A 22155-nucleotide genomic window follows, 5' to 3' on the forward strand; every position below is an offset into this window, starting at 1 on the left:
ACAATATGTGTGTCTGTTCAGAAAGTGCCAGTTGCAAGGCTTGCGAAGCCGCCAAAAACGCAGTTTACTTTTCGTAAATGAGGATTTTGGCGGCGAGCGTAACACAGCAAATGGTACTTTATGGACAGACACTAATAACTTAGATAGATTTTTTACGAATGAGAAATGAAGCACAACATATACCGGAAGAATTTAAGAATCCGAAAATTTCAATAATTGATAAGGGTGTATGGCCGACAGTAAGGCGTTTTCTGATCGTATCATTTATCGGATTACTTGTCATTGTCTTTGTTTTTCTACTGTACGGTGAAAGTCCCAATCCGTTGAATACTCCTTTTCCTTTCATTTTATCGGTTCTGTCGTTTAACCTTGCCAGCGAGGGGAACATTGTTATCAACCGTTATCTTGATAAAAAGTCACCCTGGTTCTTTAGCATTTCGCGACGGGTAAAGAAACAACTTTTATGGAGTTTCCTGTGGACTGTCTGCGTAGTTATTGTTTCGTTTATGGCCTTACCCGATCATGTTTTTGAAGAACCCTATTTCAGAAGATCGGCCGTTTTGGAGATAACATTCGGACTGATATTCGTTCTTATCTTCAACAGTACATTGTTTATCCGCAGTTTTCTGCTCAACTGGAAGAAATCACTGCTCGAGGTGGAAGCATTAAAACAAGCCAAAATGCAATCGGACTATAAAGTATTGCAAAATCAGCTGAACCCTCATTTCCTGTTCAACAGTTTTAGTACACTGATTTCCGAAATTCATTACAATCCGTCAAAAGCCATAGAATTTACCCAGAAGCTGGCTGAAGTTTACCGATATGTGCTCCAAAAAAGAAATGAAATAACAGTTCCGTTGCATGAAGAACTTGATTTTCTAAACGATTTTGTCTTCCTTCATAAAAGGCGAATGGGAAATGCATTGGTTGTAAATATAAATATTCCCGACCGGTATACAGACCACCACATTCCTCCCCTTTCCCTCCAGCTACTCATCGAAAATGCCATTAAACACAACAGTGCCTCGGAACAAAACCCACTGGTCATTACTGTTGAAACCACCGAAAACAGACAGCTAAAAATATGTAACAGTCTTCAGCCCAAAAGAACAGTTCGCTCCACAGGAACAGGCATCGATAACATTGCACAACGATATAAAATGCTTACAGGAGAAGAAATACGGATTAGCAAGACACCAACGCACTATTGCATTGAGCTTCCTCTGCTTCTGGATGCAGAATAAAATCATAATGTCATGAATATACTGATTGTTGAAGATGAAATCCCTACCCGGCGTTTACTTTCTGATATGATAAAGAAGATGAGACCGGAATGGAAGCTGACCGGAGCTACAGGAAGTCTGGAAGAAACAATCGATTTTTTCAGATCGCATCCTCAACCCGATCTGATTTTCATGGATATTCAGCTTTCGGACGGCAGCAGCTTCGAACTGTTTGAACAAGTTGATATCAAAAGTCCGGTGATATTCACAACTGCTTACGATGAATATGCGATACAGGCATTTAAAGTCAACAGTATTGACTATTTACTGAAACCGATTAACGAAAAAAAGCTGGAAGAAGCTATTAATAAATATGAAAGGTTTTTCAGCATGCAACAACAGGCACCACCGCCATTAACAGACTATCAGTCTGTCGCTGAGATGGTGGCCTCGGGCAGCAAAAACTACAGAACACGATTGCTGGTGAACCTTCCCGATGGTTTTCAAAAATTAGACATCGAAAAAGTGGCCTGGTTTGTAAGCTCCAATAAGATAACCACCGCCTTCACTTTTGACGGTCACCATCACATCATTGATTTTACGCTTGACAAGCTTGACAAAGAGCTCGACCCCATAAAATTCTTCAGAGTTAACCGGCAGTACATCATGAACATTGAAACCATACATAAAGTCGAAAACTGGTTCAATGGCAAACTGATCGTGAAAACCCGGCCCAAAAACAAAGAAAGGATCGTGGTTAGTCGTGAGAAAGCCAAAAGTTTTAAGGAATGGATTAATCAATGAATCTACTCCCAACGCTCTCATTTAGAGACAGACTCATTAATAAAAATGCAGAACACCATTTAACCCGGATTATTCATGATAAAAATTTATGAATAATTCAGGTTAAGATGTCCTGCATTTATAACTCCAATTACGGATTAAGCTTCCTGAATTTGTTTGAAATAGCCCAGATCATTGAGCGATGAATTAGCTATAAATTCAGCTCTTGCACGATTTTCAGCTCTTCCGATACGGATAAATATCTCCGTTGAGTTTCGGAACTTATCATCACGCTCGGTATCGAGCAAGAGCAGATATCCCATTATGATATGACCGGCCATCTCTACAAGGCGCCGGGCATGGAAGTCAAGATATTCATTGTCTTTTACGTCCACTACGCTTTTAACGGCGCGCTCATATTCTTCAGTCATACCAATCAATGTTCGGCGGAAGCCGTGCAATTCCGGCCTGAGCGGCATAGCCTCAAACTCACGAATGCGTTTCAGATAGCCACCGGTAGTAACGCCGCGAATGGCTGCTACAACCTGAAGCTGAGTTGTTCCTTCGTAGATGGTAGTAATACGGGCATCCCTGTATATGCGTTCAATGGGATAATCCTTCATAAAACCACTACCTCCGTGAATTTGAAGAGAATCGTAGGCAAGCTGGTTGCAATATTCACTGCTCATACCTTTCAAAAGCGGCGTGAAGAAGTCGGCCAGACGTTGATAGTATTTCATCTCCTGTCGTTCTTCCTTTGTCAATTGACGCTTTTCGGAAAGGTGCATGTAAGCTTTGTAGATATCTACGTAACGGCTTGTTTCGTAAAGTAATGTTCTCGATGCATCCAGCTTTGCTTTCATGGTAGCAAGCATTTCATATACAGCAGGGAACTTGATGATGGGTTTGTCAAACTGCTCCCTTTCTTCGGCATAAGCCAGAGCCTCACGATAAGCTGCTTCACTGATACCTACCGATTGAGCACCAATTCCCAAACGGGCACCATTCATCAAAGCCATTACATATTTGATCAGCCCCATTTTGCGATCACCTACCAGCTCGGCAGGTGCATTTTTAAATACCAACTCACAGGTAGGCGACCCTTTAATGCCCATCTTGTTTTCGATACGCCGTATCTTAACCGCCTTATGATTTCTGTCGTAAATAAACATAGAAAGACCACGCCCATCTGTAGTTCCGGGCTCCGAACGGGCAAGTACCAGTGAAATATTTCCATCTCCGTTGGTAATGAATCGCTTCACGCCATTAAGATACCACTTCCCGTCTTTTTCGTTATATGTAGCCTTCAACTGAACGGCCTGAAGGTCGGAGCCGGCATCCGGCTCGGTCAGGTCCATTGCAGCGGTTTCTCCCCCGGAAATTCGGGGGAGATAGCGCATCTTCTGATCTTCATCGGCAAATTCGTGAATGGTTTCGGCACAGTCCTGAAGTCCCCATATGTTCACAAAACCGGCATCGGCACGCGACACCAGGTCGGCAGCCATGATATAAGGGACAATCGGAAAATTAAGCCCCTCATATTTTCGGGGAAGAGTAATGCCCATTAAGCCGGCCTTAACAAGAGCATCCAGGTTTTCCTGAGTACCTTTGGCATATACCACTTCATTATTCACAATCTTTGGTCCTTCCGCATCGACATCCTCGGCATTGGGGGCCACAATATCGCCACATATCTCACCCACTATTTCGAGGACTTTTTCATAACTGTCCATCGCATCCTCATAGTCGAGCGGAGCATAATCATATTTGTCCTTGTCCTCAAAGTTGTTCTCTTTAAGGGCAACAATCTTTTTCATCAACGGGTGTGTAAGATGAAATTTGAGGTCCGGATTATCTGTAAAAAAATTAGCCATTGTTTCTCTTTTATTAATCAGACTCAGAATCAAAAAACCGGTTCCGGTCCGAAATCCTACATTCAGATATTACCTAAAATTATTTGGTATTTTTCTTATATGCCTTAATCAGCTTGGGAATGGTTTCCATTACATCGCCGGTAATAACAAAATCTGCGATTTTATTAATGGGCGCCGCCGGATCGTTATTAATGGCAATCACCATAGAGGACTCCTCCATTCCGGCAGTATGCTGTATCTGACCGGAAATACCGCAGGCAATATACAATTTGGGCCGTACAGTGACACCTGTCTGTCCCACCTGACGGTCGTGCTCGGCAAACCCGGCATCCACAGCAGCACGGGAAGCGCCAACTTCGCCACCCAATACTTCGGCAAGATCATAAAGAATGGAAAAGTTCTCCTTCGATCCCATCCCATATCCTCCTGAAACAATAATGGAAGAGTTCTTGATGTTGATCCGGTTTTTTTCAATGTGACGCTCAACGATCCGGACGACCGTATCTTCAGGCTTCAGGTATTTCTCAACATCAATAACTTTTACCTTTCCTTTGTGTGTTTTGGAAAAGATCTCTTTCTTCATCACACCTTCCCGTACTGTGGCCATTTGGGGCCGGCAATCGGGATTGATGATTGTGGCAACAATATTTCCACCAAATGCAGGTCGAATTTGGTACAAAAGATTTTTATAGTGCTTTTTGGCTTTTTTATCTTCGTGATCGCCAATTTCGAGAGCAGTACAATCGGCTGTGAGTCCGCTTTGCAGGGCCGAAGAAACGCGTGGCCCCAGATCACGCCCCATGGTGGTTGCCCCCAAAAGTGCAATCTGTGGCTTCTCCTTTTTAAAGAGCTCAACAATAACCGATGTATAGGGCAATGTAGTAAAAGGTTCCAGGCGCTTATCATCGCCGATATGAACCACATCGGCTCCATAAGGGAATATCTGTTCCTCTATGCCTTTCAAATTATGTCCTAAGGCAATAGCCTCCAACTGGCAATTGAGCTGATTGGCCAGAGAACGACCTTTGGTAAGGAGTTCCAGACTCACATCAGCCACTTTCCCGTCTTCTATTTCGCAAATAACAAATATATTGTCCATTTTGTATTCGATTTTAATTTTAACGTCTGGCTGGTTAACCGATGGTATGATTGGCTATCAATTCTTTAACAAGTTCTTCAATCTCTTCATCATTGGCCTGTATATGCCTGGATTCCTTAGCCTGGAAAACCACATTTTCGATTTGTTTTACCTTGGTTGGCGATCCTGAAAGTCCCAGTTTTTCTTTATCACTTTCAATATCGTCAACACTCCACTCGGCAATATTCAGATATGGCCTGTCGTTGGTGAGGTCAATATAATCCTCCGACTGGTTCTGCCGCTCGGTTACGGTTTGTGCATGCTTGAATTTCATGACAAGTTTGGCATTTCGCGGACGGCAGGGAGGTGCAGAACTGTTAATGGTAACAACAGCTGGCATAGGACATTCAACAGTTTCTACACCGCGCTCCAGTCGCCGTTTCAGGGAAATTTTTCCTTTTTCTGCACTATATATTTCTTCGCCATAAGTAACTTGCGGAAGGCCCAGCTTTTCTGCTACCTGTGGCCCAACCTGGGCGGTATCGCCATCGATGGCCTGCCGACCGGCAAGAATAAGGTCATAATCCTTTATTTTCCTGATGGCACACGACAAGGCATAAGACGTGGCCAGGGTATCTGATCCCGCAAAAGCACGATCGGTCAATAAAACACCTCCATCGGCACCCCTGAATAAGCCTTCGCGGATGATATCGGCAGCCCTTCCCGGCCCCATCGTGAGCAATGTAACTTTGGTTCCCGGGTATTTATCTTTCAACCTGAGGGCCTGTTCCAAAGCATTCAGGTCTTCCGGGTTAAAAATTGCCGGCAAAGCAGCCCGGTTTACCGTACCATCGGCTTTCATGGCATCCTTGCCCACGTTGCGGGTATCGGGCACCTGCTTGGCAAGAACAATAATGTTTAATCCCATTTTGTATAATGTGTTTAAATTTGATAATACGCTTTTTAACGAAGCACAAATATAACAAAACAGATTATTCTCCAAACAAAGCCGATTTTACTCCCGATTTATTATCTAAACCCATAAAAAACAGGAGCTAAGAGGAACCCGGACAAAGAGATCATTAAGCGTCAAAACATCAGTAGTTTACAACAATTTTTTACAAACAGTAGTATCAGAATATCTAAAAGTACAAAATTGTTAGAATATGATAATTTTTATCTGGTCTTAATAACATGTTGGATTGTTAGGATTGTTAGAGATGTTAGGGGTGTTAGAGATGTTAGAGATGTTAGTATCTTATCTATAATTTGGTTGTATTTATGGCAAAATATGAGTGCAGTATAAAAAACATATTTTTGTCAAAATCAAGGCGTTTTAAATTTTTGTACCGGAGTTAAATCGTTGTTAATGAGAATGCAAAAAATTTAAAGAACACAGAATTTAGCAACAAAGATGCTATTTAGACCGGGCTCAAATATTTTTTAGAACCTTCTGTAGCTTTTAATTAATGAGCATTACAGAAGAGAATATTTTATTCAATTTTGACTATCCTGTTTGGTTCTGGCTCGTCCAGGTTAGGTGTTTAGCGCATAAAACTAACCAATAGGTTGTTTAACGGCCCCTTAAATTCCCACCAGGGGGTACCCCACCGCGTAATTCCTATAATATTGTACCATTCGCAGGTTTTAATTTGTTGTGAATTGCGGGCCAGCCCGGTTCTCCCCTTTAGGGGAGTTAGAGGGGTAGTGGGAGAGAAAGCTAAATTTGCGACATCTTAATTTGCTATTAAGTCAGGAGCTCTGAAATTTAACAAGTTAACACCCTGACAAACTAACTATTAACTATTCACTAACCACTATTGTCTAACCACTATTGTCTATTGACTATTGACTATTAACTAATTCCATTCACCCCTCTACCAAATACCTCGCCCCACGTTGAAAATACCCCCCATTTCCCCTAATGTCTGAAATCAACCGTCCGTAAATTTCATCGTGTCCCAAAACGGCTTCGTTGCCGGTCAGGATAATTTGCTTGCGGGCACGGGTAAGGGTTACGTTGAGCTTACGGTCGACAACGGCAGGTTCGAGTCCCGTTTCGGTTTTGTTTTCGATGAGTACGCGGCTCTGTGCGAGGAAGTCGAGTTGTGAGGGATTGTTCATGCACAATGAGACCAGGATAAAATCTTTCTGACTACCCTGAAAACGTTCCACCGTATCCACCTGGATGGTATCAAAACATTCGAAACCAGAAATTTCCATGTGTTCCCTGATGTTGGCGATCTGATTACGGTAGGGCGTAATAATTCCTATCCTGTCGGCCATTTCAAAGTCATTGCTGAAACAATGTATTTCTCTGAGCGTCTCCAAAATCTTACATATAACCTTTGCCTCTGTGGTGTTATATTTCTCTGAAATTTCGCGAACCGAAAAAGCTGAAGGAATAAAAACCACACGTTTCGATGCAATCATGCGGGTCAGTTCTCCATCACTTCTGTCGTACACTGGACACAAAGACGCTTGCTGATGAGAGAGCTCGGCAGGTTTCAGCTTGTTGTTGTAAAAATGCCGGTTGGGAAATTCTGCCAGGTCGGGATGCATGCGACCCTGAAAGGTAAGTTCGCCCCAGGCGTCATCCCAGCCGTTTTTCTTGCAGAGCCAGAGCAGCCTCTCAAAGTAAGAGTTACGGCGATCGAAAAGGCCGATTGCATGCAAACGGGGATCATTAATCTTTGACTCCTGCGGTGATTGTGTTACCACGGCAGGCAATTGCCTTTCGTCACCTATCAACACAAACCGGTTGACACGCCCCAGCAAGTGAATGATGTTGGGCTCCAGAATCTGTGATGCCTCATCTACTATGGCAATATCGAATTTTTTAAGCTCGAATAGTTCTGATTTACCCAGAATTGAAGACAATGTTCCGGCAAACAAACGGGTTTTTTCAATAAGGTGACGAATCTCTCTGCGATTTTTAAGATCATTGATCTTATTATCAAGCAACAGGTCTTCATGCTCAGGGTCACAGCCCAACGATGAACCAATCCGTATCATCTGGTCATTTACCATGCCACGAACCGAAGAACACATCTCATCAACCGCGCGATTGGTATAACTGACCAATAAAACATTGAGCGAGGTTTGGTGATACAATTCCTTTACAAACCGTTTAAGAAAAAGGTTGGTTTTTCCGGTTCCAGGGGGTCCCACCAGCAAGTAGTAATCGGTGGCATGCCAGGCAGCCGACAAAACTTTGTTTTGTTCTTCACGGCTCTCTTCAAGGTATTCCGTTTCGGCTGAAGTGACAAATTGTTTTATTGCGTGCCCGTTTTGCTCAGGTGCCTTCAGTCCCAGTAACAATTCCCGGCGGGCAGCAGGCATCTTCAGAAATTCGATGAGTCCCGACTGCATCTGCTCAAAATTATTGTCGAGCGAGTCGTGTTCCAGCGCCCAAAACTCATAACTGTCAAAGTAGTCGAGCGAACTTTGTTTCTGCCGCAAGCGAACGGTTACCTCCTCATTGGTCAACCGCTCAATGGAACATTTCAGAACACGGTGTTGCGTAGCCAGCGAGCGCTCATCAACATGCGGATAGAGCACACAGATGTCGCCCCTCCTGAAATTGATAAAGCGATTGATCCCCGAAGGCCGACTGAGTGTAATACAAGCATTCTCAAGGTTGGCGTTATTGATCTTGATTTTCAGATTACGCAATTCGTTGAAAGCATCCTCATCGGTCAGGTCGGTCTTGTTCCACAGGGCTGATAATCCTTTGGTGTATTCGCCATCGCCAACCTTACTCAATGTTTTTTCACGACTGATAAATGAAGAGAATGCAAAAAAATATTGCTGTTCGAGGGGGGTGATCTTTTCAAGAATTAGTTTCCTGAAATCCAGAAACTTAGCAAAAAAACCACGAAAAACGCTGATCGGAGGGATTAAGTCCGTATTTTCTGACATCAATATCATGAAAAAACTTTTTAAAAAAAGGATAAGGCTCTTTATCGGCAGCCAACAAATATTCCCAGGCTACAATCTGGTTTCTGACATTGATGATCTCACGTTCAAAGCTCCTGAAGTGCGAAACGTAACGCAATGCTTCGCCGGGGTTGGGTGATGAAGAATAAAGAACGGCATTAAAAATCTTTTCGGGATGATGCCCCAAAACTCGCCGGGCCATCATGTTGTACATGCGTACCTGTGCTGCGTGATCTTCCGCCACAACCGACGGATTATTTGAAGGAAATGGAAGTTTACCGGATTTCAGTTCAATAATTTTTGACTGATAATGACCGTTTGCCGAAGGCGTCTCATCAAACAGGTCCATTCGTCCCTGAAGCCCCAACTCCGGACTCATCAACGAAACTTCAAGATTGCTTTTTGTACGGTTAACGGGTCGATGGTCGCCTCTCTGAAAATCCTCATTCACTATACGGCGCAGATTATTATATTGATCCTTAAGCTCATCAAAATAATCCTTATCAATACCCTCGAGTGAAGTATACGGAAGAGGAAATGCCCTGAAAGAGTCCAGTAAAACCTGCTGAAACTCTTTATATGACTCATCTCCGTCATTGATCAACTCGTCAAAAAAAAGGTTGGCTACATTTCCCTTATGGATGGCCTTGGACAGCTTCCGGATTTCGGAACGTCCGATAAAAAAAAGTTCAAAAGCCCTGATTCTCTTACCCTGAATATTCTGGAAACACTTTGCCACCGAGGTAACATCAAGCAGGTAATCGGGCTCCAGAATGATGAGACCGGGTACCACTTTGCCATCTTTATTTCGATGCGTTTCCAGTAATTGAAGCTGTTGACCCGGCTGCATCAGCTCCACCGATGGTGTTAACCCGTCGTTAATATTCCTGATATCGTACAAAACCACCACCGGAGCCGAATCTCCATTCACATCGGGTTGTACCAGAAGCTCCTTTTTGCCTGGATCGATTTTAAGCAACATGCAACGGAACCCCTTCGGATTAACGTGGTATTGCTTCTTATCCCCCTCCCCGATTTCGCTTTCTTTATGCTGATAAAGCTTTTTCAGTTCAACCGGCACCTCCGCTCCGAAAAACCGGGCGTAGGCCTCGGCAAGCACTTTTAAGCTTCTGAGATATTCTCCCTCTAAGGGCTCATAATGATCTTTAATAACCTTGTTGGCAAATATCCTGAACTCGTGCAAACGCCGCTTTTGCACGTTTCCGGTTTGCAGTTTATTACAAACATAATCGAGACGTCCGAACAGATTCGAGAAGGTTAGACCGTCATCGCGGCTCAAATATTTGCAGCATTGTTCAAGGGAAATTCGCAACCGTTTCACCTTGCCGGGTAAGGCCAGTGCATCATTCTCATCAATAGCAATCAGGTTATCAAAAAAGTAACGAGCAGGGTCAGTCATGAATGACAATTCTTACAGGTTATTGAAGATATAACGGCTCATCATATCGTACAGATGGTGACGGGTATTTCCGCCATAAATGCTGTGATTCCGGTTTGGATAAACAAACATATCGAATTGTTTGCCGGCCTGAATCAGCTTTTCGGCATATTCCATGGTGTTTTGAAAGTGGACGTTGTCATCGGCACTGCCATGAATCAGAAACAGTTTGCCGCTTAAGTCCCCGGCCATGTTTATGGGACTGTTATCGTCATATCCTTTCGGATTCATCTGGGGGGTTCGCATAAAGCGCTCGGTGTAAATGGTATCGTAATAACGCCAGTTGGTCACCGGTGCTACGGCTATCCCCACCTTGAACAAATCGCTCTTGCTCAAACAGATGGACGACATGTAGCCGCCGAAGCTCCATCCCCATATCCCGATTCTTGAAGCATCCACGTAAGGCAGAGAACCCAGGTACCGGGCAGTCTCAATTTGGTCATCCGACTCGTAACGACCCAGTTCCAGGTAAGTTGTTTTCAGAAATTCTTCTCCACGAGCGCCTGTGCCGCGTCCGTCAACACTCACCACCAGATAACCGTTCGATGCCAGATATTGCTCCCAGTTCATCTGCCAACGGTCGAGAACTTCCTGCGAACCAGGTCCGCTGTATTGCGACATTAGCACGGGATATTGCATACTCTCATCAAAATCAACGGGTTTAATCATATATCCATTCAATTCAACCCCTTCGGATGTTTCAAAAGTGAAGAATTCCTTTTGAGGTATCTCATATTCAAAAAGTTTCTCTTTTAATGAACTATTGTCTTCAACTACCCTTACCAGATCGCCATCATTTTCATAAACGGCTATTTGAGGAACTTCTGAGGAAGACGACCATGCGTTGATAAAATAGGCAAAATCACTGCTGAATTTTGCACTACTGTATCCTTTGGCAGGTGTTAAGCGTTGCAGGTCTTCCCCTTTCAAGTCAACAGAATAGATTTCGCGTTGCAGGGGAGATTCTTTGGCTGCCTGAAAAAAGAAGGCTTCATTGTTGGCATCGTAACCATAAAAATCGGTGATATCCCATGAGCCGGATGTTATCTGGCGAATCTTAATGCCCGCCATAGAATAAAGATGAATATGGTTGTAGCCGTCTTCCTGTCCCACATACACAAAATGCTCACCATCCGGAAGAAACCGGATATTGTCGAGAACATTTTCAGCAATATACTTTTCTTCACGCACCGTGAGCAGCACATTACTTACCCCTGATGCCGGGTTGGCAAGATACAATTCAAGCTCATTCTGAAGACGGTTGAGTTTGATGATCCCCAATTTATCAGGGTCGTTTGTCCATCTGAGGCGGGGCACATACGCATTTTCAAGATTGCCCACATCCATGGTTTTTGTAGTACGGTTCTTTACATTGAAAACATGCACCGATACTTTTGAATTCTCCTCTCCCGCTTTTGGATATTTGTATTCGTAACGTCCGGGATACAATGCATACTCTTCCTTTGGGGGATACATGCCTTTGTATAACGGAAACGAATATTGTTTAACCTCCGATTCATCGAAACGAACAAATGCAAGGTCTTCACTATTGGGAGACCATTCAAAAGCGCGGTTGTAGCCAAACTCTTCTTCATAAACCCAGTCGGGAATACCATTGATGATCCTGTTTTTTTCACCATCATCTGTTACGGCACTGGTGGTGCCAAACCGCAACTTTTTCAGGTAAATATCATTGTCCTTCACATACGCAACCATTTGGCTGTTGGGTGAAAAGGCCGGCACCTGTTGCTTGCCCTCATCAGCTATAGGTATCAACTCCCTGTATCTCCTGTCGTAGACATAATAACGGGCGAGAAAAGAACGCCGGTAAATACGTTCAACATCATTGTAAACGAGTATTTTGGTTTCATCAGGGCTAAATTCGTAGTCGGTAATATGCTTCACCGAATCGGGATTTCTTTTGAGGTTTCCAATATCAAAAATCACCTCTTCCTTTTTCCCTGTTTTGTAGGAATATTTCACAATCTTCGTTCCGTCGTCTTCAAGGGTGGTATAGTACCGGCCATCGTTCATCGACTGAAGCCCGGCTATTGATTTGGGCTGAAAAGTTCCCTTACGAGTAAAATCTTCCAGTTCAATATTTTTTGTTTGTCCGAAAGATAAAACACTAAAAATAATGAAAAGAAGAAGAAAAGCTGTTTGTTTCATTCGTATAAAATTTAATTTTTAAGGCCTAATGGAACGAGTCCCGATTATCCGGGACTCGTTCCATCAGTATTAAATTAGCTCAAGTTATTGGCCTGGTGAAATTCTCACCACTGATTTGCGACGCATTGGGCGTCACATCCTCCAATCCTACACAAAAATAATCACATTTCAGGATTTTCCGAGAACAGTTTTAGGTTTTGCAACAAATAACATACCCACAAAAACAATCAGACACAAAGCGGCAGCCACAAATGCCGGATTCTGATAGCTGCCGGATAAGTCGCGCAGCCACCCGCCTGTAAATGGACCTGCAATGCCTGAAATACCATATCCCAGAAAAATAAACGGATAGATTTTACCCAGGTTTTCCAGCCCGAAAATCTGGGCGGTTTCTTTGGCATAAATCACAAAATTGGCACCAAAGCTGAAACCAACAGCAAAAGAGATAAAAAGATAAAGAAAAGAAGAAAGAGGGACGATAGCGATAAAAAGAATGAATATTCCCATCAGAAAGAGTGACAGAGGAATTAAAGTATTGCCTGTGACATAATCGTTGATCCACCCCCAGAATAAACGTCCGCTAAAGTTGGCTATCGAAAACACTGTTATTCCCAAAACCAGGGTGCTCTCATCAATGGGGTACTGTTCTCCGATCGGCTTAAGGTTTCCAACAACAAGTAATCCTGCAAAAGTACCCGTAAAAATTCCTGCAAAGAGCCTCAGGAAATTGTTGTCGCGTATCAATTGCCTTAACGGAATAAGGGATGTGAACTTCTTCACATTTTCGGGTCGTATAAAAAAGAAGGACGAAATTAATAACAGAACACCCTTCCCAATACCAACGATCAGAAATACATCCAACAGGGCAACATTTGCAATGAACAATTTCTGAACGATTGTGGATTCAAGAATGGCCCCTCCGCCAAATCCGGCAGAAACAATCCCTGTAATCAGCCCCTTCTTTTCGGGAAACCATTCAACCGGTACTGAAATAGAAATTAAATACCCAAAGCCTGTAGCTGTGCCTGCAAGTAAGGAAAGTCCGCCAAACATAATTAAAAAGCCCGGCCCCCAGAGCCATATTAAAACATAACCCGATGTATATAACACTGCTGCTGCAAAAGCAAGCTTTGAAACTCCCCATGCAGTTAACAGGGATCGTCCGAATACCATGGCAACAGTAAATACCCCAATAAAAACCCCAAAAATAAGTTGGGTTTGCCCGGTCGAATAACCATATTCAGTGATCAGACGGGGCACAAAAATGCTCCAGGCATATATACTGCCCAGAGCTAACATTGTAATAACGGCCGCAATAACCGTATGGAAGGGCTTTAAATTCATAATTCAACTCTTTTTTAAACATTTTTCACACTCAAACATAACCAAAAAATAAAAAAAAGGTTGTTTCTTTGCAGCAAATAGATTTTATCCTGACAAAAAGACGAGTCAGGATAATTGTAATGCAACTTCTTTTGTTTTCATTGGATTGCCCTTACAACACTTCTATTAATTTTATTTTTTTTACTTATTACACATTTAAATTTTATGAATCTTTTTGTAGCCAAGTTAAGCGCCGCTACCACAAGCGACGACTTAAATGATTTGTTTGCCGAATACGGCGAAGTAGTGTCCGCTAAAGTAATAATGGACAGAGATACCGGGGCATCCAAGCGTTTCGGTTTTGTTGAAATGAAAGACGAAGAGTCTGCCCAAAAGGCCATTAAAGACCTCAATGAATGTCTTTTTGACAACAGCCCGATTGTAGTTAAGCAAGCCCGCCCGAAAGGCGAAGGCCGAGATGGTGGCCGTGACCGTTCATTCGGGAACAACAGAAACCGGGGAAATCGCAGATTCTAACTTAGTGTTGATAAAAACAACACTTTATAGGTGATTTCAAAAAAATAAGGTCAGATAATATTTTGCTTTTCCTTCCTTTGGACGGATTTCCAAGCCAAAATATTTCCTGACCTTTCTATTTTTTTGAAGATTAGCCGTCAATCCTGATCTTTCCAACCAGCTTCCTTGCCCTCGAAGGTATGCCATCGGCTATCATCGCCTTATGAATCTCTCCGGGAAAGAAGATCACAAAACTACCCTTGGGGTGATTTACTTCCATTCCGTCACTCCCGACAAACAAAGTACAATCCTTTTCTTCATCATAGGGAACTTCCACATCCATTTTATATTCCTCGGCATATTTAATTTTTTCTTTGCCCTCAAGTAAGTAATGAATGTCTATATAACGTTCGTGAGATTCCCACACGGTCTCTTCTTCCGGTTTAGTCTTCTGATCCATCAAATTCACGAATACATCAAGGCCACTCAACTCAACACAGCCTTCTTTAAATTCAGTAATGTCAAAATTTTCCATGTAATCGAGCACGACTTCAAGCGCCGGATGTATCATGTAATAACGGGCTGCATTCTCGAATGTGTCTATGATCATGGTTTAGATTATTAGATGTAAGATGATTAGATGTAAGATGATTTTACATCTGATTGACAGAAAGTATGTTTCTATTTTACAATTTTACCCTCCTTGTCCGAATATTTAAGCCGTCCTTCTCTAAGCAGTCCCATTATTCTCTTGCGTCCTCCCTTTTGCGACATTCGCATATCCTTGATGATTTCACCCATGTAAACTGGTTGATGCTTTTTTACATACTTCACAATTTTTGACTCAACAGCTTTTAAATCTCCTTTCTTTAAGTCTTTACTTTTCAATGTTCTCATCATTTATTCTCTCTTTTTGGTTGGCATTGTAAATAACAGGTTGTTAGATTTTCAAATATAAAAAATTGACCTTTAATATTTTAACAAAATTCTAACGAACTACTGTTTATTATTATAGATACATTTCGTAAATTTATATGAGTTGGCTTTAATTTGCAAACCGGGAAATATGAAAATCATTTCCCAACATCTGTGCCAGACTCAAATATCCATTACTCACAAACCCAACAAGTCCGGCCAAAAGTAGTACTGAAACACAGACAGAAAATTAAATTCTTACATTCCGGTTCTCCCTAATCTTGCCCAACCGATAACATTGATCAAAACGGGAGATGGATGCAATTAAGCAAATGGTACTTTATGGACAGACACAAAATTAGCGCTCGTCTATAAAGTGGGAAAAAGTTGTAGCAAATCATGTGTCTGTTCAGAAAGTGCCAGTTGCAAGGCTTGCGAAGCCGCCAAAAACGGAGTTTACTTTTCGTAAATGAGTATTTTGGAGGCAAGCGTAACGCAGGAAATGGTATTTTATGGACAGACATCAATTAGTTTGTATACGACAAATTTAAGATTAAAACCCTTCTCACACAAAACATATAAGCAATCCGGATTCGTTCAATTTGTTTTACAAACAATTGATAATCATCTCATTAACCTAAACATGTTTTTTTGTTTTTTGTTTTGCCCGGCCCATCTAATTTCGCAATCCAAATTTTTTTAACTATTTTTGTGGCGCAGAAACAATCTGCGATGTTCTTTCTAATACTTAATTTGACTGATTCATAAGATATCGTGTTAAAATGTTCAAATATCAGGAAAATACAAGCTACAGCAGAATAACAAATTACTTTTTATTGAGAACGAAAATATTTACAGATAGTTGAGCATTGTAACTGGATATCAACAAAATGATCAGTATTTAACCGATTATTCACCAAACTGAATATTATGGCAATTTTCACAGCAAATCAACAACGAATTGCAAACAAGATTGATTCGTCATCCGAATTATCGAATTGGCGCGACTGGAAGTGGCACCTGAAACACTCGATAAAAACCATTGACAAATTTGAGGAACTGACGGGAATAAAGTTTTCGGCCGACGAAAAGAAACAGCTTGAAGAAACCAAAGGAAAATTTCCACTCTCCATTACACCCTATTACCTGTCCCTTATTAAAAAAGAAAATTTCCGAAACGATCCTATTTACAAGCAATCCTTTCTCGACAACAGGGAGTTAAATGTAACCCAATACGAAATGGGGGATCCTCTATCCGAAGACACCGACAGTCCGGTTCCCGGTATCACCCATCGTTATCCCGACCGGGTTTTGTTTCATGTCAGCAATGTGTGTGCCATGTATTGCCGGCATTGTACCCGTAAACGCAAAGTAGGCGACAAAGACTTTGTGCCGGGAAAATCACAGGTAGAAATTGGATTGGAGTATATCCGTAAAACACCACAGGTACGCGATGTTTTGCTGTCAGGTGGTGACCCTTTCTTACTTTCGGACGATTATCTCGACTGGATTCTGACCGAACTCAGAAAAATTGAGCATGTTCAGGTTGTGCGTATCGGAACCAGAACACCGGTGGTTCTGCCCTACCGGATCACCGAAAATCTGGTAAACATGCTGAAGAAGCACCATCCAATATGGATAAACACACATTTTAATCATCCCAGGGAAATCACGTCGTCGTCAAAAGAGGCCCTTCGAAAGCTGGCAGATGCCGGAATACCATTGGGTAATCAGTCGGTTCTCCTGGCCGATGTTAACGACTGTCCTCGTATTATGAAAGACCTGGTGCATAAATTAGTGGCCAATCGTGTACGTCCGTATTATCTGTATCAGTGCGACCTGTCGGAAGGCTTATCGCATTTCCGTACTCCCGTTGGTAAAGGTATTGAAATCATAGAAAGTCTGATTGGACACACCAGTGGTTTTGCAGTACCTACCTATGTGATTGATGCACCCGGAGGCGGCGGCAAAATTCCGGTAATGCCTAATTACATCATTTCATGGTCTACCAACCGGGTTATTCTGCGTAACTACGAGGGCGTTATTACTTCTTACAAAGAGCCCGATAACTACAGTCCGACAACATGTAACCGTGATTGTGAAAATTGCAATCTGGAATTGGATTTGCAGGAAGGCTATGAAGAAAATGCCATTGGCATCGAAAAGCTTCTTTCCGATTACGATGAAGCCATCTCATTGGTACCATCGGACAATGAAAGGATTCAAAGAAGAGGAGATAATAATGGACAAGAGTGAACGCATCGGACAATCAACCATTCAACACGGCTCTGAAAGCAATCGCGTCTATTTAATGGATTTCTGGCCGTCCGATTTTCCAGGCATTATTGAAAAGATGGACACCCTGGCAAAAACCAAAGGATACACCAAACTTTTTGCCAAGGTGCCCTCCCGTTTCGGGCCGCAATTCCGTATGGCTGGTTATGAAACGGAAGCCATTGTGCCGGGCTTTTTTAACGGCATAGAAGACGCTTTATTCGTCGTGAAATACAATGATCCGGAACGCAGATATCCCGATACCAGGGAGATGGAAGTTTTTCAGAAATTACTCTTATCCGACATAAATGCCGATGCTCCGGAGTTAGACAGTTCACATGTCCTAAGGCTGTTAACTCCGGAAGATACCCGGGATATGGCTGAGGTATTTTCGCAGGTGTTCGACAGCTATCCTTTCCCGATTTTCGATGCTGAGTTCCTTAAAAAAGAAATGGCAGAAGAAACCCGTTATTTTGGGGTTTTCCAGGATGGAGAACTGGTGGGAATAAGCTCGGCCGAATGCAACGAAAGACTGAAGAATGCTGAAATGACGGATTTTGCGGTGCTTCCATCTCAAAGGGGTAAGAAAATCGCCATTCACCTGCTCAGAGCTATGGAGGATTACCTGATTACGCAGGGTTTTAAATCGTTTTACACCATAGCCCGGTTAAAATCACCCTCGATGAACAAAACGTTCATGAACAACCATTATCGTTATACAGGTACCCTGGTCAACAATACGCAAATTGCCGGGCAAATAGAAAGCATGAATGTATGGTATAAAACCGTTTAACACCTGAGCTCAAACATCAGCCGGTCTTCTGCCGAAAAGTATTTTTTTAACCAAACAAATCTGGTTACTATGCATATAGCCGACTTCATTATCATCTTCTTGTATATAGCTGCAATGTTAATGGTTGGAGTATGGTTCCACCGGAAAAATAAAAATTCGGAAGACTTTTTTGTAGGCGGTCGCAAAATGACCCGGTGGCACCTCGGGCTATCGGTTGTAGCTACAGATGTTGGAGGCGGTTTTTCAATTGGTCTTGGCGGACTTGGTTTTGTTATGGGATTATCGGGTTCATGGATATTGTTCACAGGACTGGTGGGTGCCTGGCTGACGGCCGTTGTTCTCATCCCCAGAGTATACAAAATCGCATTCACAAGTAAGTTCCAGACGTTTCCTCAGATGCTCAGTCATCATTACGGAAAAAATGTGGCCTTTTGGGCGGGCATTATTAGTGCCATAGGCTACCTAGGTTTCACCAGCAGCCAGATACTGGCCGGTGCAAAACTCACAGCAGGTACCATCGACGGCCTATCTGTTAATAATGCTGCACTGATTATGGGGGTGATTGCCATTGTCTATACTGCTTTGGGAGGCATCAAAGCTGTAATATATACCGACACTGTTCAATGGGCAATACTTCTCTCGGGACTGACCTTTGTCGGTGTTCCTTTTGCACTGCATAGTGTCGGTGGTTTCGATGTGCTGCGCGAATCAGTTGATAAGGAAATGTTGCTATTAACCAATATCAAAGGATCCGTAATTGTTAACTGGGCATTTTCCATTATTCCGATCTGGTTTATCGGAATGACACTTTATCAGCGAATATATGCCGCATCATCGAGGAAAGAAGCACAAAAAGCATGGTTTCTGGCCGGATTATTTGAATATCCGGTAATGGCTTTCCTGGGCGTATTTCTCGGGCTGATGGCAAAAGTATCGATTGACCAGGGTGTGATACCCGGAGCAGAAGCTGCAACAATAGACAGTGAGACGGCAATGCCCATGATGTTAAAATATATCCTGCCAACGGGCGCTCTCGGTATTATCCTTGCAGCATATTTCTCAGCCATCCTGTCCACCGCAGACAGTTGCCTGATGGCATCGTCGGGAAATTTTGTAAGTGATATTTTTAAAGTAAAAAGATCGGACAGCACGCTGAAAGTATCACAGATAATGACATTTGTTTTAGGTGCTTTAGCATTGGTACTTGCCCTGTATATGCCAAGTGTACTGGATTTAATGCTGTTGTCCTATTCATTTATGGTAAGCGGATTGCTTGCACCGGTATTAGGTTTTATTTTCTTTAAAAAACCGAAACCAAATGCAGGTCTTCTTTCTATGGCTGCAGGTGCCGCTGTTTTTGGATTCTTTCATTTCTCAGGCATACCTCTCCCCGGCGAATTTGACCCCGTTGTTCCGGGTGTATTGGCTTCGCTGGTAACCTTATTCATGGTTCAGAAGTGGAAATAAAGAAGTTAAACGCAGATGCTTCGTCAGTCACTATATCTTTAATGTTGTTCACTACTTCCTTCAGGGTCGAAATCACCGGTGATAAGAGGCATCTCATCGGTTGTTGTGCTTTCAATTTCAAGCATTTCAATCAAAAGGTCCAGAGCACCACCAATTCTTTCAAGCTCCTCTTTTGACAGACCTTTCAGTTTTTCATCGAGACGTTGCTGAAGCAGATCGGGTGTACGCTTAAGCAGGGTATCCCCCGAAGAAGTAAGAGCAATATGCATCACCCGTTTATCCCCCGACTTGGGTAAACGGGCCAGATATCCTTTTTTTTCGAGTCTGCCGATAATTCCTGTTACCGTACTCGAATTCAGATTCAGGTGGTCGCGAATGGATTTCTGTGTGGCCTGATACCCGGGAGAGTTTTTAAGATATTCAAGACACAGAATCTGCGGAATGCTGACACCAAAGTCTTTCTGTACCTTCTTCGACTCAAGGTTAATCGAGCGGACAATTCGTCTGATTTTAATCAAAATATCTTTGTAATCCATTTTATTACAATTGATTATAGAATCAGGTATTTGAGATTTTCAGATATCGGATGCTATATTAAACATAAACAACTGATTCGTGAGACCATTCATAAAAGTCTCTTTTTTTACAGAACAAGCAAATTCTTTTTCAGCCGGTAAATTTCAGCCGGTGCGTACCTGTTGGTCAGTCGTACGGAATGCTTTGCATTCAACTCACTGAATGCTTCCAACGCAATTTCGGGTCTGTTATTCTCGGCCGACAAATGAGAAAGAAAAACAACCTCCAAATGCTTAGATCCGTAATTCTTTAGCAATTCAACGGCCTGATTGTTTGATAAATGTCCGTATTCCGAAGCCACCCTGTTTTTAAGGTACCAGGGATACGATCCGTTCCATAGCATATCTTCGTCGTAATTTGACTCAAGGAAGACAGCATTACAGGCTGAAAGATGCTCCATCACGTTCCGGCAGGGTTCACCAATGTCTGTCATTACGCCTACATTGGTTCCTTCATGCTCTATCCTGAAACTGCACGGTTGAGCAGCATCATGCTGTTTGGAGAATGTATGAATTCTAAACTCTCCGATATCAACCACATCCCCGGGTTCAAAATTAACAATTTTCGCAGGACGATCGGGACACCAGCTTTTTTCAAAAGTTGCCACAGTCATGTAAACCGGTACATTCAACTGCTTACTCAAAACCCGGACACCCCTGAAATGGTCGGCATGTTCATGTGAAATGAAAACAGCCCTTATTTTTGATGCGTCAAGTCCCCGCACACGCATCCGCTCCATCACCTGTCGCCTGCTTATTCCGACATCAACAAGAATTGCATCCTCCTGGTTTCCAATATAATAACAATTACCGTTGCTCCCGGAAGCCAGCGCACATATTTCTAACATATTTTATCAGTATAAAAATGGCAATCTTTGCCATGCACGTTTCTTACTTTATTTGAAATTCAGGCGAAGTGCCTTTCACGTATTTTATTAACAAATCTGATAACAAATTAAGGGCTGCTTTCAAGCTTTCTCTGTCACCGTCAAAAGCAGGAATAATCATCAACACCCTTTCAGTATTCTCATCAATAAGAGTACGCACCGAATCGCTGGTAGGCGTCCCAAAGGCGCCCTTGTCATCTCTGAAAACCGGAAGGTTTTCAATATTCAATTCTCCCCTTCCAATGCCTTCATAAGGTTCTCCGGCATTACCAATCCCTAAAGAAACCTCACCCTCAATCTTGTCAAAATCGTAACCACAAATGGAATAACCTGTTCGAACAGATGCAAGATTCAAACAATCCACCACTGAATTAACGTGATAAAGCCCTTTTCCCTTACTAACCCTGCGTAGCAGCGACTCAGCGGCAGGCCTGTAGCGGTTCGGATCTTTCCCGAGTGCCCTGTAGGCATTCTTGGCACTTTTTACTGTCTCCATATTCCTGATGGTTTCAACATCAAGCAACCCGACCAGTTGTTCTGTCTGTTCATCCAGTCCGGAAACAAGATTCTCATCGGAAGGTGTCACCAAAACCGGAGAATACAGTATTCCCAGTTTAAGATTTGGCAATTTGTTACGAAGCAAAGTTTGAATTTCAATCTGTGGTAAGGACATATCAACCTTTGATTTGGCTTTTTATGAATTGTACCAAATTATTATACTGAATCACTGCTGTCCGACAAAAAAACATTTAACTTTTTTGCGCTCAAGCCGCGCGGGCTTTTACTTTTTTTGTTCACGAGATAAAAATTATAAGGTGTTCACGATTTCCGCTTCGCTCCAATTCTACAGCAAAAAAAGTAAACAAAAAATGCCGTCGCG

Annotated in this window: 18 protein-coding genes; 6 read left to right on the forward strand and 12 right to left on the reverse strand. The window is 42.6% G+C overall.

Annotated features, from left to right (window positions below):
- The first annotated feature begins 158 nt into the window (after nt 1–158).
- Both OQ5_RS0116230 and OQ5_RS0116235 read left to right on the forward strand, forming a co-directional pair.
- A complete protein-coding gene (locus tag OQ5_RS0116230) occupies nt 159–1244 on the forward strand; it encodes a sensor histidine kinase (RefSeq protein WP_016778499.1) in 1086 nt (361 codons plus the stop codon).
- Nucleotides 1245–1256: 12 nt separating this feature from the next.
- Nucleotides 1257–2027 carry a LytR/AlgR family response regulator transcription factor gene (locus OQ5_RS0116235; RefSeq protein WP_016778500.1) on the forward strand — a complete coding sequence of 257 codons (771 nt, stop codon included), beginning with the start codon at nt 1257–1259 and terminating at the stop codon, nt 2025–2027.
- A gap of 137 nt (nt 2028–2164) precedes the next feature.
- Here the strand turns inward: OQ5_RS0116235 and OQ5_RS0116240 are convergent, their stop codons facing one another.
- The 7 genes from OQ5_RS0116240 to OQ5_RS0116265 all read right to left on the reverse strand — a co-directional run bounded on the left by OQ5_RS0116240 (nt 2165) and on the right by OQ5_RS0116265 (nt 13869).
- Nucleotides 2165–3880 carry an acyl-CoA dehydrogenase family protein gene (locus OQ5_RS0116240; protein WP_016778501.1) on the reverse strand — a complete coding sequence of 572 codons (1716 nt, stop codon included), beginning with the start codon at nt 3878–3880 and terminating at the stop codon, nt 2165–2167.
- Between the two features lie 79 nt (nt 3881–3959).
- Nucleotides 3960–4979: an electron transfer flavoprotein subunit alpha/FixB family protein gene (locus OQ5_RS0116245; protein WP_016778502.1), complete on the reverse strand. Its 1020-nt coding sequence runs from the start codon at nt 4977–4979 to the stop codon at nt 3960–3962.
- 34 nt (nt 4980–5013) lie between these two features.
- On the reverse strand, nt 5014–5886 hold the full coding sequence (locus OQ5_RS0116250) for an electron transfer flavoprotein subunit beta/FixA family protein (protein WP_016778503.1): 873 nt from the start codon (nt 5884–5886) through the stop codon (nt 5014–5016).
- A 941-nt stretch (nt 5887–6827) separates the two neighbouring features.
- Complete coding sequence (locus tag OQ5_RS24945) at nt 6828–8888, reverse strand: AAA domain-containing protein (protein ID WP_255297593.1); 2061 nt, start codon at nt 8886–8888, stop codon at nt 6828–6830.
- A complete protein-coding gene (locus OQ5_RS24950) occupies nt 8821–10317 on the reverse strand; it encodes a PD-(D/E)XK nuclease family protein (protein WP_044107991.1) in 1497 nt (498 codons plus the stop codon). Before OQ5_RS24950 ends, OQ5_RS24945 begins: the two co-directional genes overlap by 68 nt.
- A gap of 12 nt (nt 10318–10329) precedes the next feature.
- A complete protein-coding gene (locus OQ5_RS0116260) occupies nt 10330–12525 on the reverse strand; it encodes a S9 family peptidase (protein WP_016778505.1) in 2196 nt (731 codons plus the stop codon).
- Nucleotides 12526–12693: 168 nt separating this feature from the next.
- On the reverse strand, nt 12694–13869 hold the full coding sequence (locus tag OQ5_RS0116265; protein WP_016778506.1) for an MFS transporter: 1176 nt from the start codon (nt 13867–13869) through the stop codon (nt 12694–12696).
- 204 nt (nt 13870–14073) lie between these two features.
- Here OQ5_RS0116265 and OQ5_RS0116270 point away from each other — a divergent pair, with 204 nt between their 5' ends.
- The gene (locus OQ5_RS0116270; protein WP_016778507.1) at nt 14074–14385 is read left to right on the forward strand and encodes an RNA recognition motif domain-containing protein; all 312 of its coding nucleotides are present in this window, start codon (nt 14074–14076) and stop codon (nt 14383–14385) included.
- 130 nt (nt 14386–14515) lie between these two features.
- Here OQ5_RS0116270 and OQ5_RS0116275 read toward each other — a convergent pair whose 3' ends face one another.
- Both OQ5_RS0116275 and OQ5_RS0116280 read right to left on the reverse strand, forming a co-directional pair.
- A complete protein-coding gene (locus OQ5_RS0116275) occupies nt 14516–14974 on the reverse strand; it encodes a YhcH/YjgK/YiaL family protein (protein WP_016778508.1) in 459 nt (152 codons plus the stop codon).
- A 71-nt stretch (nt 14975–15045) separates the two neighbouring features.
- Nucleotides 15046–15264: a hypothetical protein gene (locus tag OQ5_RS0116280; protein WP_016778509.1), complete on the reverse strand. Its 219-nt coding sequence runs from the start codon at nt 15262–15264 to the stop codon at nt 15046–15048.
- Between the two features lie 945 nt (nt 15265–16209).
- Between OQ5_RS0116280 and ablA the strand changes: the two genes are divergently transcribed.
- The 3 genes from ablA to OQ5_RS0116295 all read left to right on the forward strand — a co-directional run bounded on the left by ablA (nt 16210) and on the right by OQ5_RS0116295 (nt 19813).
- A complete protein-coding gene (ablA, locus tag OQ5_RS0116285; RefSeq protein ID WP_016778510.1) occupies nt 16210–17535 on the forward strand; it encodes a lysine 2,3-aminomutase in 1326 nt (441 codons plus the stop codon).
- The gene (ablB, locus tag OQ5_RS0116290; protein ID WP_016778511.1) at nt 17492–18346 is read left to right on the forward strand and encodes a putative beta-lysine N-acetyltransferase; all 855 of its coding nucleotides are present in this window, start codon (nt 17492–17494) and stop codon (nt 18344–18346) included. The genes ablA and ablB overlap by 44 nt, the downstream gene beginning before the upstream one ends.
- Nucleotides 18347–18415: 69 nt before the next feature.
- Nucleotides 18416–19813: a sodium:solute symporter family protein gene (locus tag OQ5_RS0116295; RefSeq protein ID WP_016778512.1), complete on the forward strand. Its 1398-nt coding sequence runs from the start codon at nt 18416–18418 to the stop codon at nt 19811–19813.
- A gap of 38 nt (nt 19814–19851) precedes the next feature.
- On the opposite strand, the gene OQ5_RS0116300 is transcribed toward OQ5_RS0116295, so the two are convergent.
- The 3 genes from OQ5_RS0116300 to OQ5_RS0116310 all read right to left on the reverse strand — a co-directional run bounded on the left by OQ5_RS0116300 (nt 19852) and on the right by OQ5_RS0116310 (nt 21948).
- The gene (locus tag OQ5_RS0116300; protein ID WP_016778513.1) at nt 19852–20349 is read right to left on the reverse strand and encodes a MarR family winged helix-turn-helix transcriptional regulator; all 498 of its coding nucleotides are present in this window, start codon (nt 20347–20349) and stop codon (nt 19852–19854) included.
- Between the two features lie 107 nt (nt 20350–20456).
- Nucleotides 20457–21236 carry an MBL fold metallo-hydrolase gene (locus OQ5_RS0116305; RefSeq protein WP_016778514.1) on the reverse strand — a complete coding sequence of 260 codons (780 nt, stop codon included), beginning with the start codon at nt 21234–21236 and terminating at the stop codon, nt 20457–20459.
- Between the two features lie 43 nt (nt 21237–21279).
- Nucleotides 21280–21948, reverse strand: a complete 669-nt coding sequence (locus OQ5_RS0116310; RefSeq protein ID WP_016778515.1) for a B3/B4 domain-containing protein — start codon at nt 21946–21948, stop codon at nt 21280–21282.
- Nucleotides 21949–22155 lie beyond the last annotated feature (207 nt).

The organism is Anaerophaga thermohalophila str. Valhall (assembly GCF_000250735.1).
GTDB classification, from domain to species: domain Bacteria; phylum Bacteroidota; class Bacteroidia; order Bacteroidales; family Marinilabiliaceae; genus Anaerophaga; species Anaerophaga thermohalophila_A.

What these genes read in the sequence shown, in the direction of transcription:
- OQ5_RS0116230 (WP_016778499.1), top strand. Translation starts at nt 159, where the DNA reads ATGAGAAATGAAGCACAACATATACCGGAAGAATTTAAGAATCCGAAA.
- OQ5_RS0116235 (WP_016778500.1), top strand. Translation starts at nt 1,257, where the DNA reads ATGAATATACTGATTGTTGAAGATGAAATCCCTACCCGGCGTTTACTT.
- OQ5_RS0116240 (WP_016778501.1), bottom strand. Translation starts at nt 3,880, where the DNA reads ATGGCTAATTTTTTTACAGATAATCCGGACCTCAAATTTCATCTTACA.
- OQ5_RS0116245 (WP_016778502.1), bottom strand. Translation starts at nt 4,979, where the DNA reads ATGGACAATATATTTGTTATTTGCGAAATAGAAGACGGGAAAGTGGCT.
- OQ5_RS0116250 (WP_016778503.1), bottom strand. Translation starts at nt 5,886, where the DNA reads ATGGGATTAAACATTATTGTTCTTGCCAAGCAGGTGCCCGATACCCGC.
- OQ5_RS24945 (WP_255297593.1), bottom strand. Translation starts at nt 8,888, where the DNA reads ATGATATTGATGTCAGAAAATACGGACTTAATCCCTCCGATCAGCGTT.
- OQ5_RS24950 (WP_044107991.1), bottom strand. Translation starts at nt 10,317, where the DNA reads ATGACTGACCCTGCTCGTTACTTTTTTGATAACCTGATTGCTATTGAT.
- OQ5_RS0116260 (WP_016778505.1), bottom strand. Translation starts at nt 12,525, where the DNA reads ATGAAACAAACAGCTTTTCTTCTTCTTTTCATTATTTTTAGTGTTTTA.
- OQ5_RS0116265 (WP_016778506.1), bottom strand. Translation starts at nt 13,869, where the DNA reads ATGAATTTAAAGCCCTTCCATACGGTTATTGCGGCCGTTATTACAATG.
- OQ5_RS0116270 (WP_016778507.1), top strand. Translation starts at nt 14,074, where the DNA reads ATGAATCTTTTTGTAGCCAAGTTAAGCGCCGCTACCACAAGCGACGAC.
- OQ5_RS0116275 (WP_016778508.1), bottom strand. Translation starts at nt 14,974, where the DNA reads ATGATCATAGACACATTCGAGAATGCAGCCCGTTATTACATGATACAT.
- OQ5_RS0116280 (WP_016778509.1), bottom strand. Translation starts at nt 15,264, where the DNA reads ATGATGAGAACATTGAAAAGTAAAGACTTAAAGAAAGGAGATTTAAAA.
- ablA (WP_016778510.1), top strand. Translation starts at nt 16,210, where the DNA reads ATGGCAATTTTCACAGCAAATCAACAACGAATTGCAAACAAGATTGAT.
- ablB (WP_016778511.1), top strand. Translation starts at nt 17,492, where the DNA reads ATGAAAGGATTCAAAGAAGAGGAGATAATAATGGACAAGAGTGAACGC.
- OQ5_RS0116295 (WP_016778512.1), top strand. Translation starts at nt 18,416, where the DNA reads ATGCATATAGCCGACTTCATTATCATCTTCTTGTATATAGCTGCAATG.
- OQ5_RS0116300 (WP_016778513.1), bottom strand. Translation starts at nt 20,349, where the DNA reads ATGGATTACAAAGATATTTTGATTAAAATCAGACGAATTGTCCGCTCG.
- OQ5_RS0116305 (WP_016778514.1), bottom strand. Translation starts at nt 21,236, where the DNA reads ATGTTAGAAATATGTGCGCTGGCTTCCGGGAGCAACGGTAATTGTTAT.
- OQ5_RS0116310 (WP_016778515.1), bottom strand. Translation starts at nt 21,948, where the DNA reads ATGTCCTTACCACAGATTGAAATTCAAACTTTGCTTCGTAACAAATTG.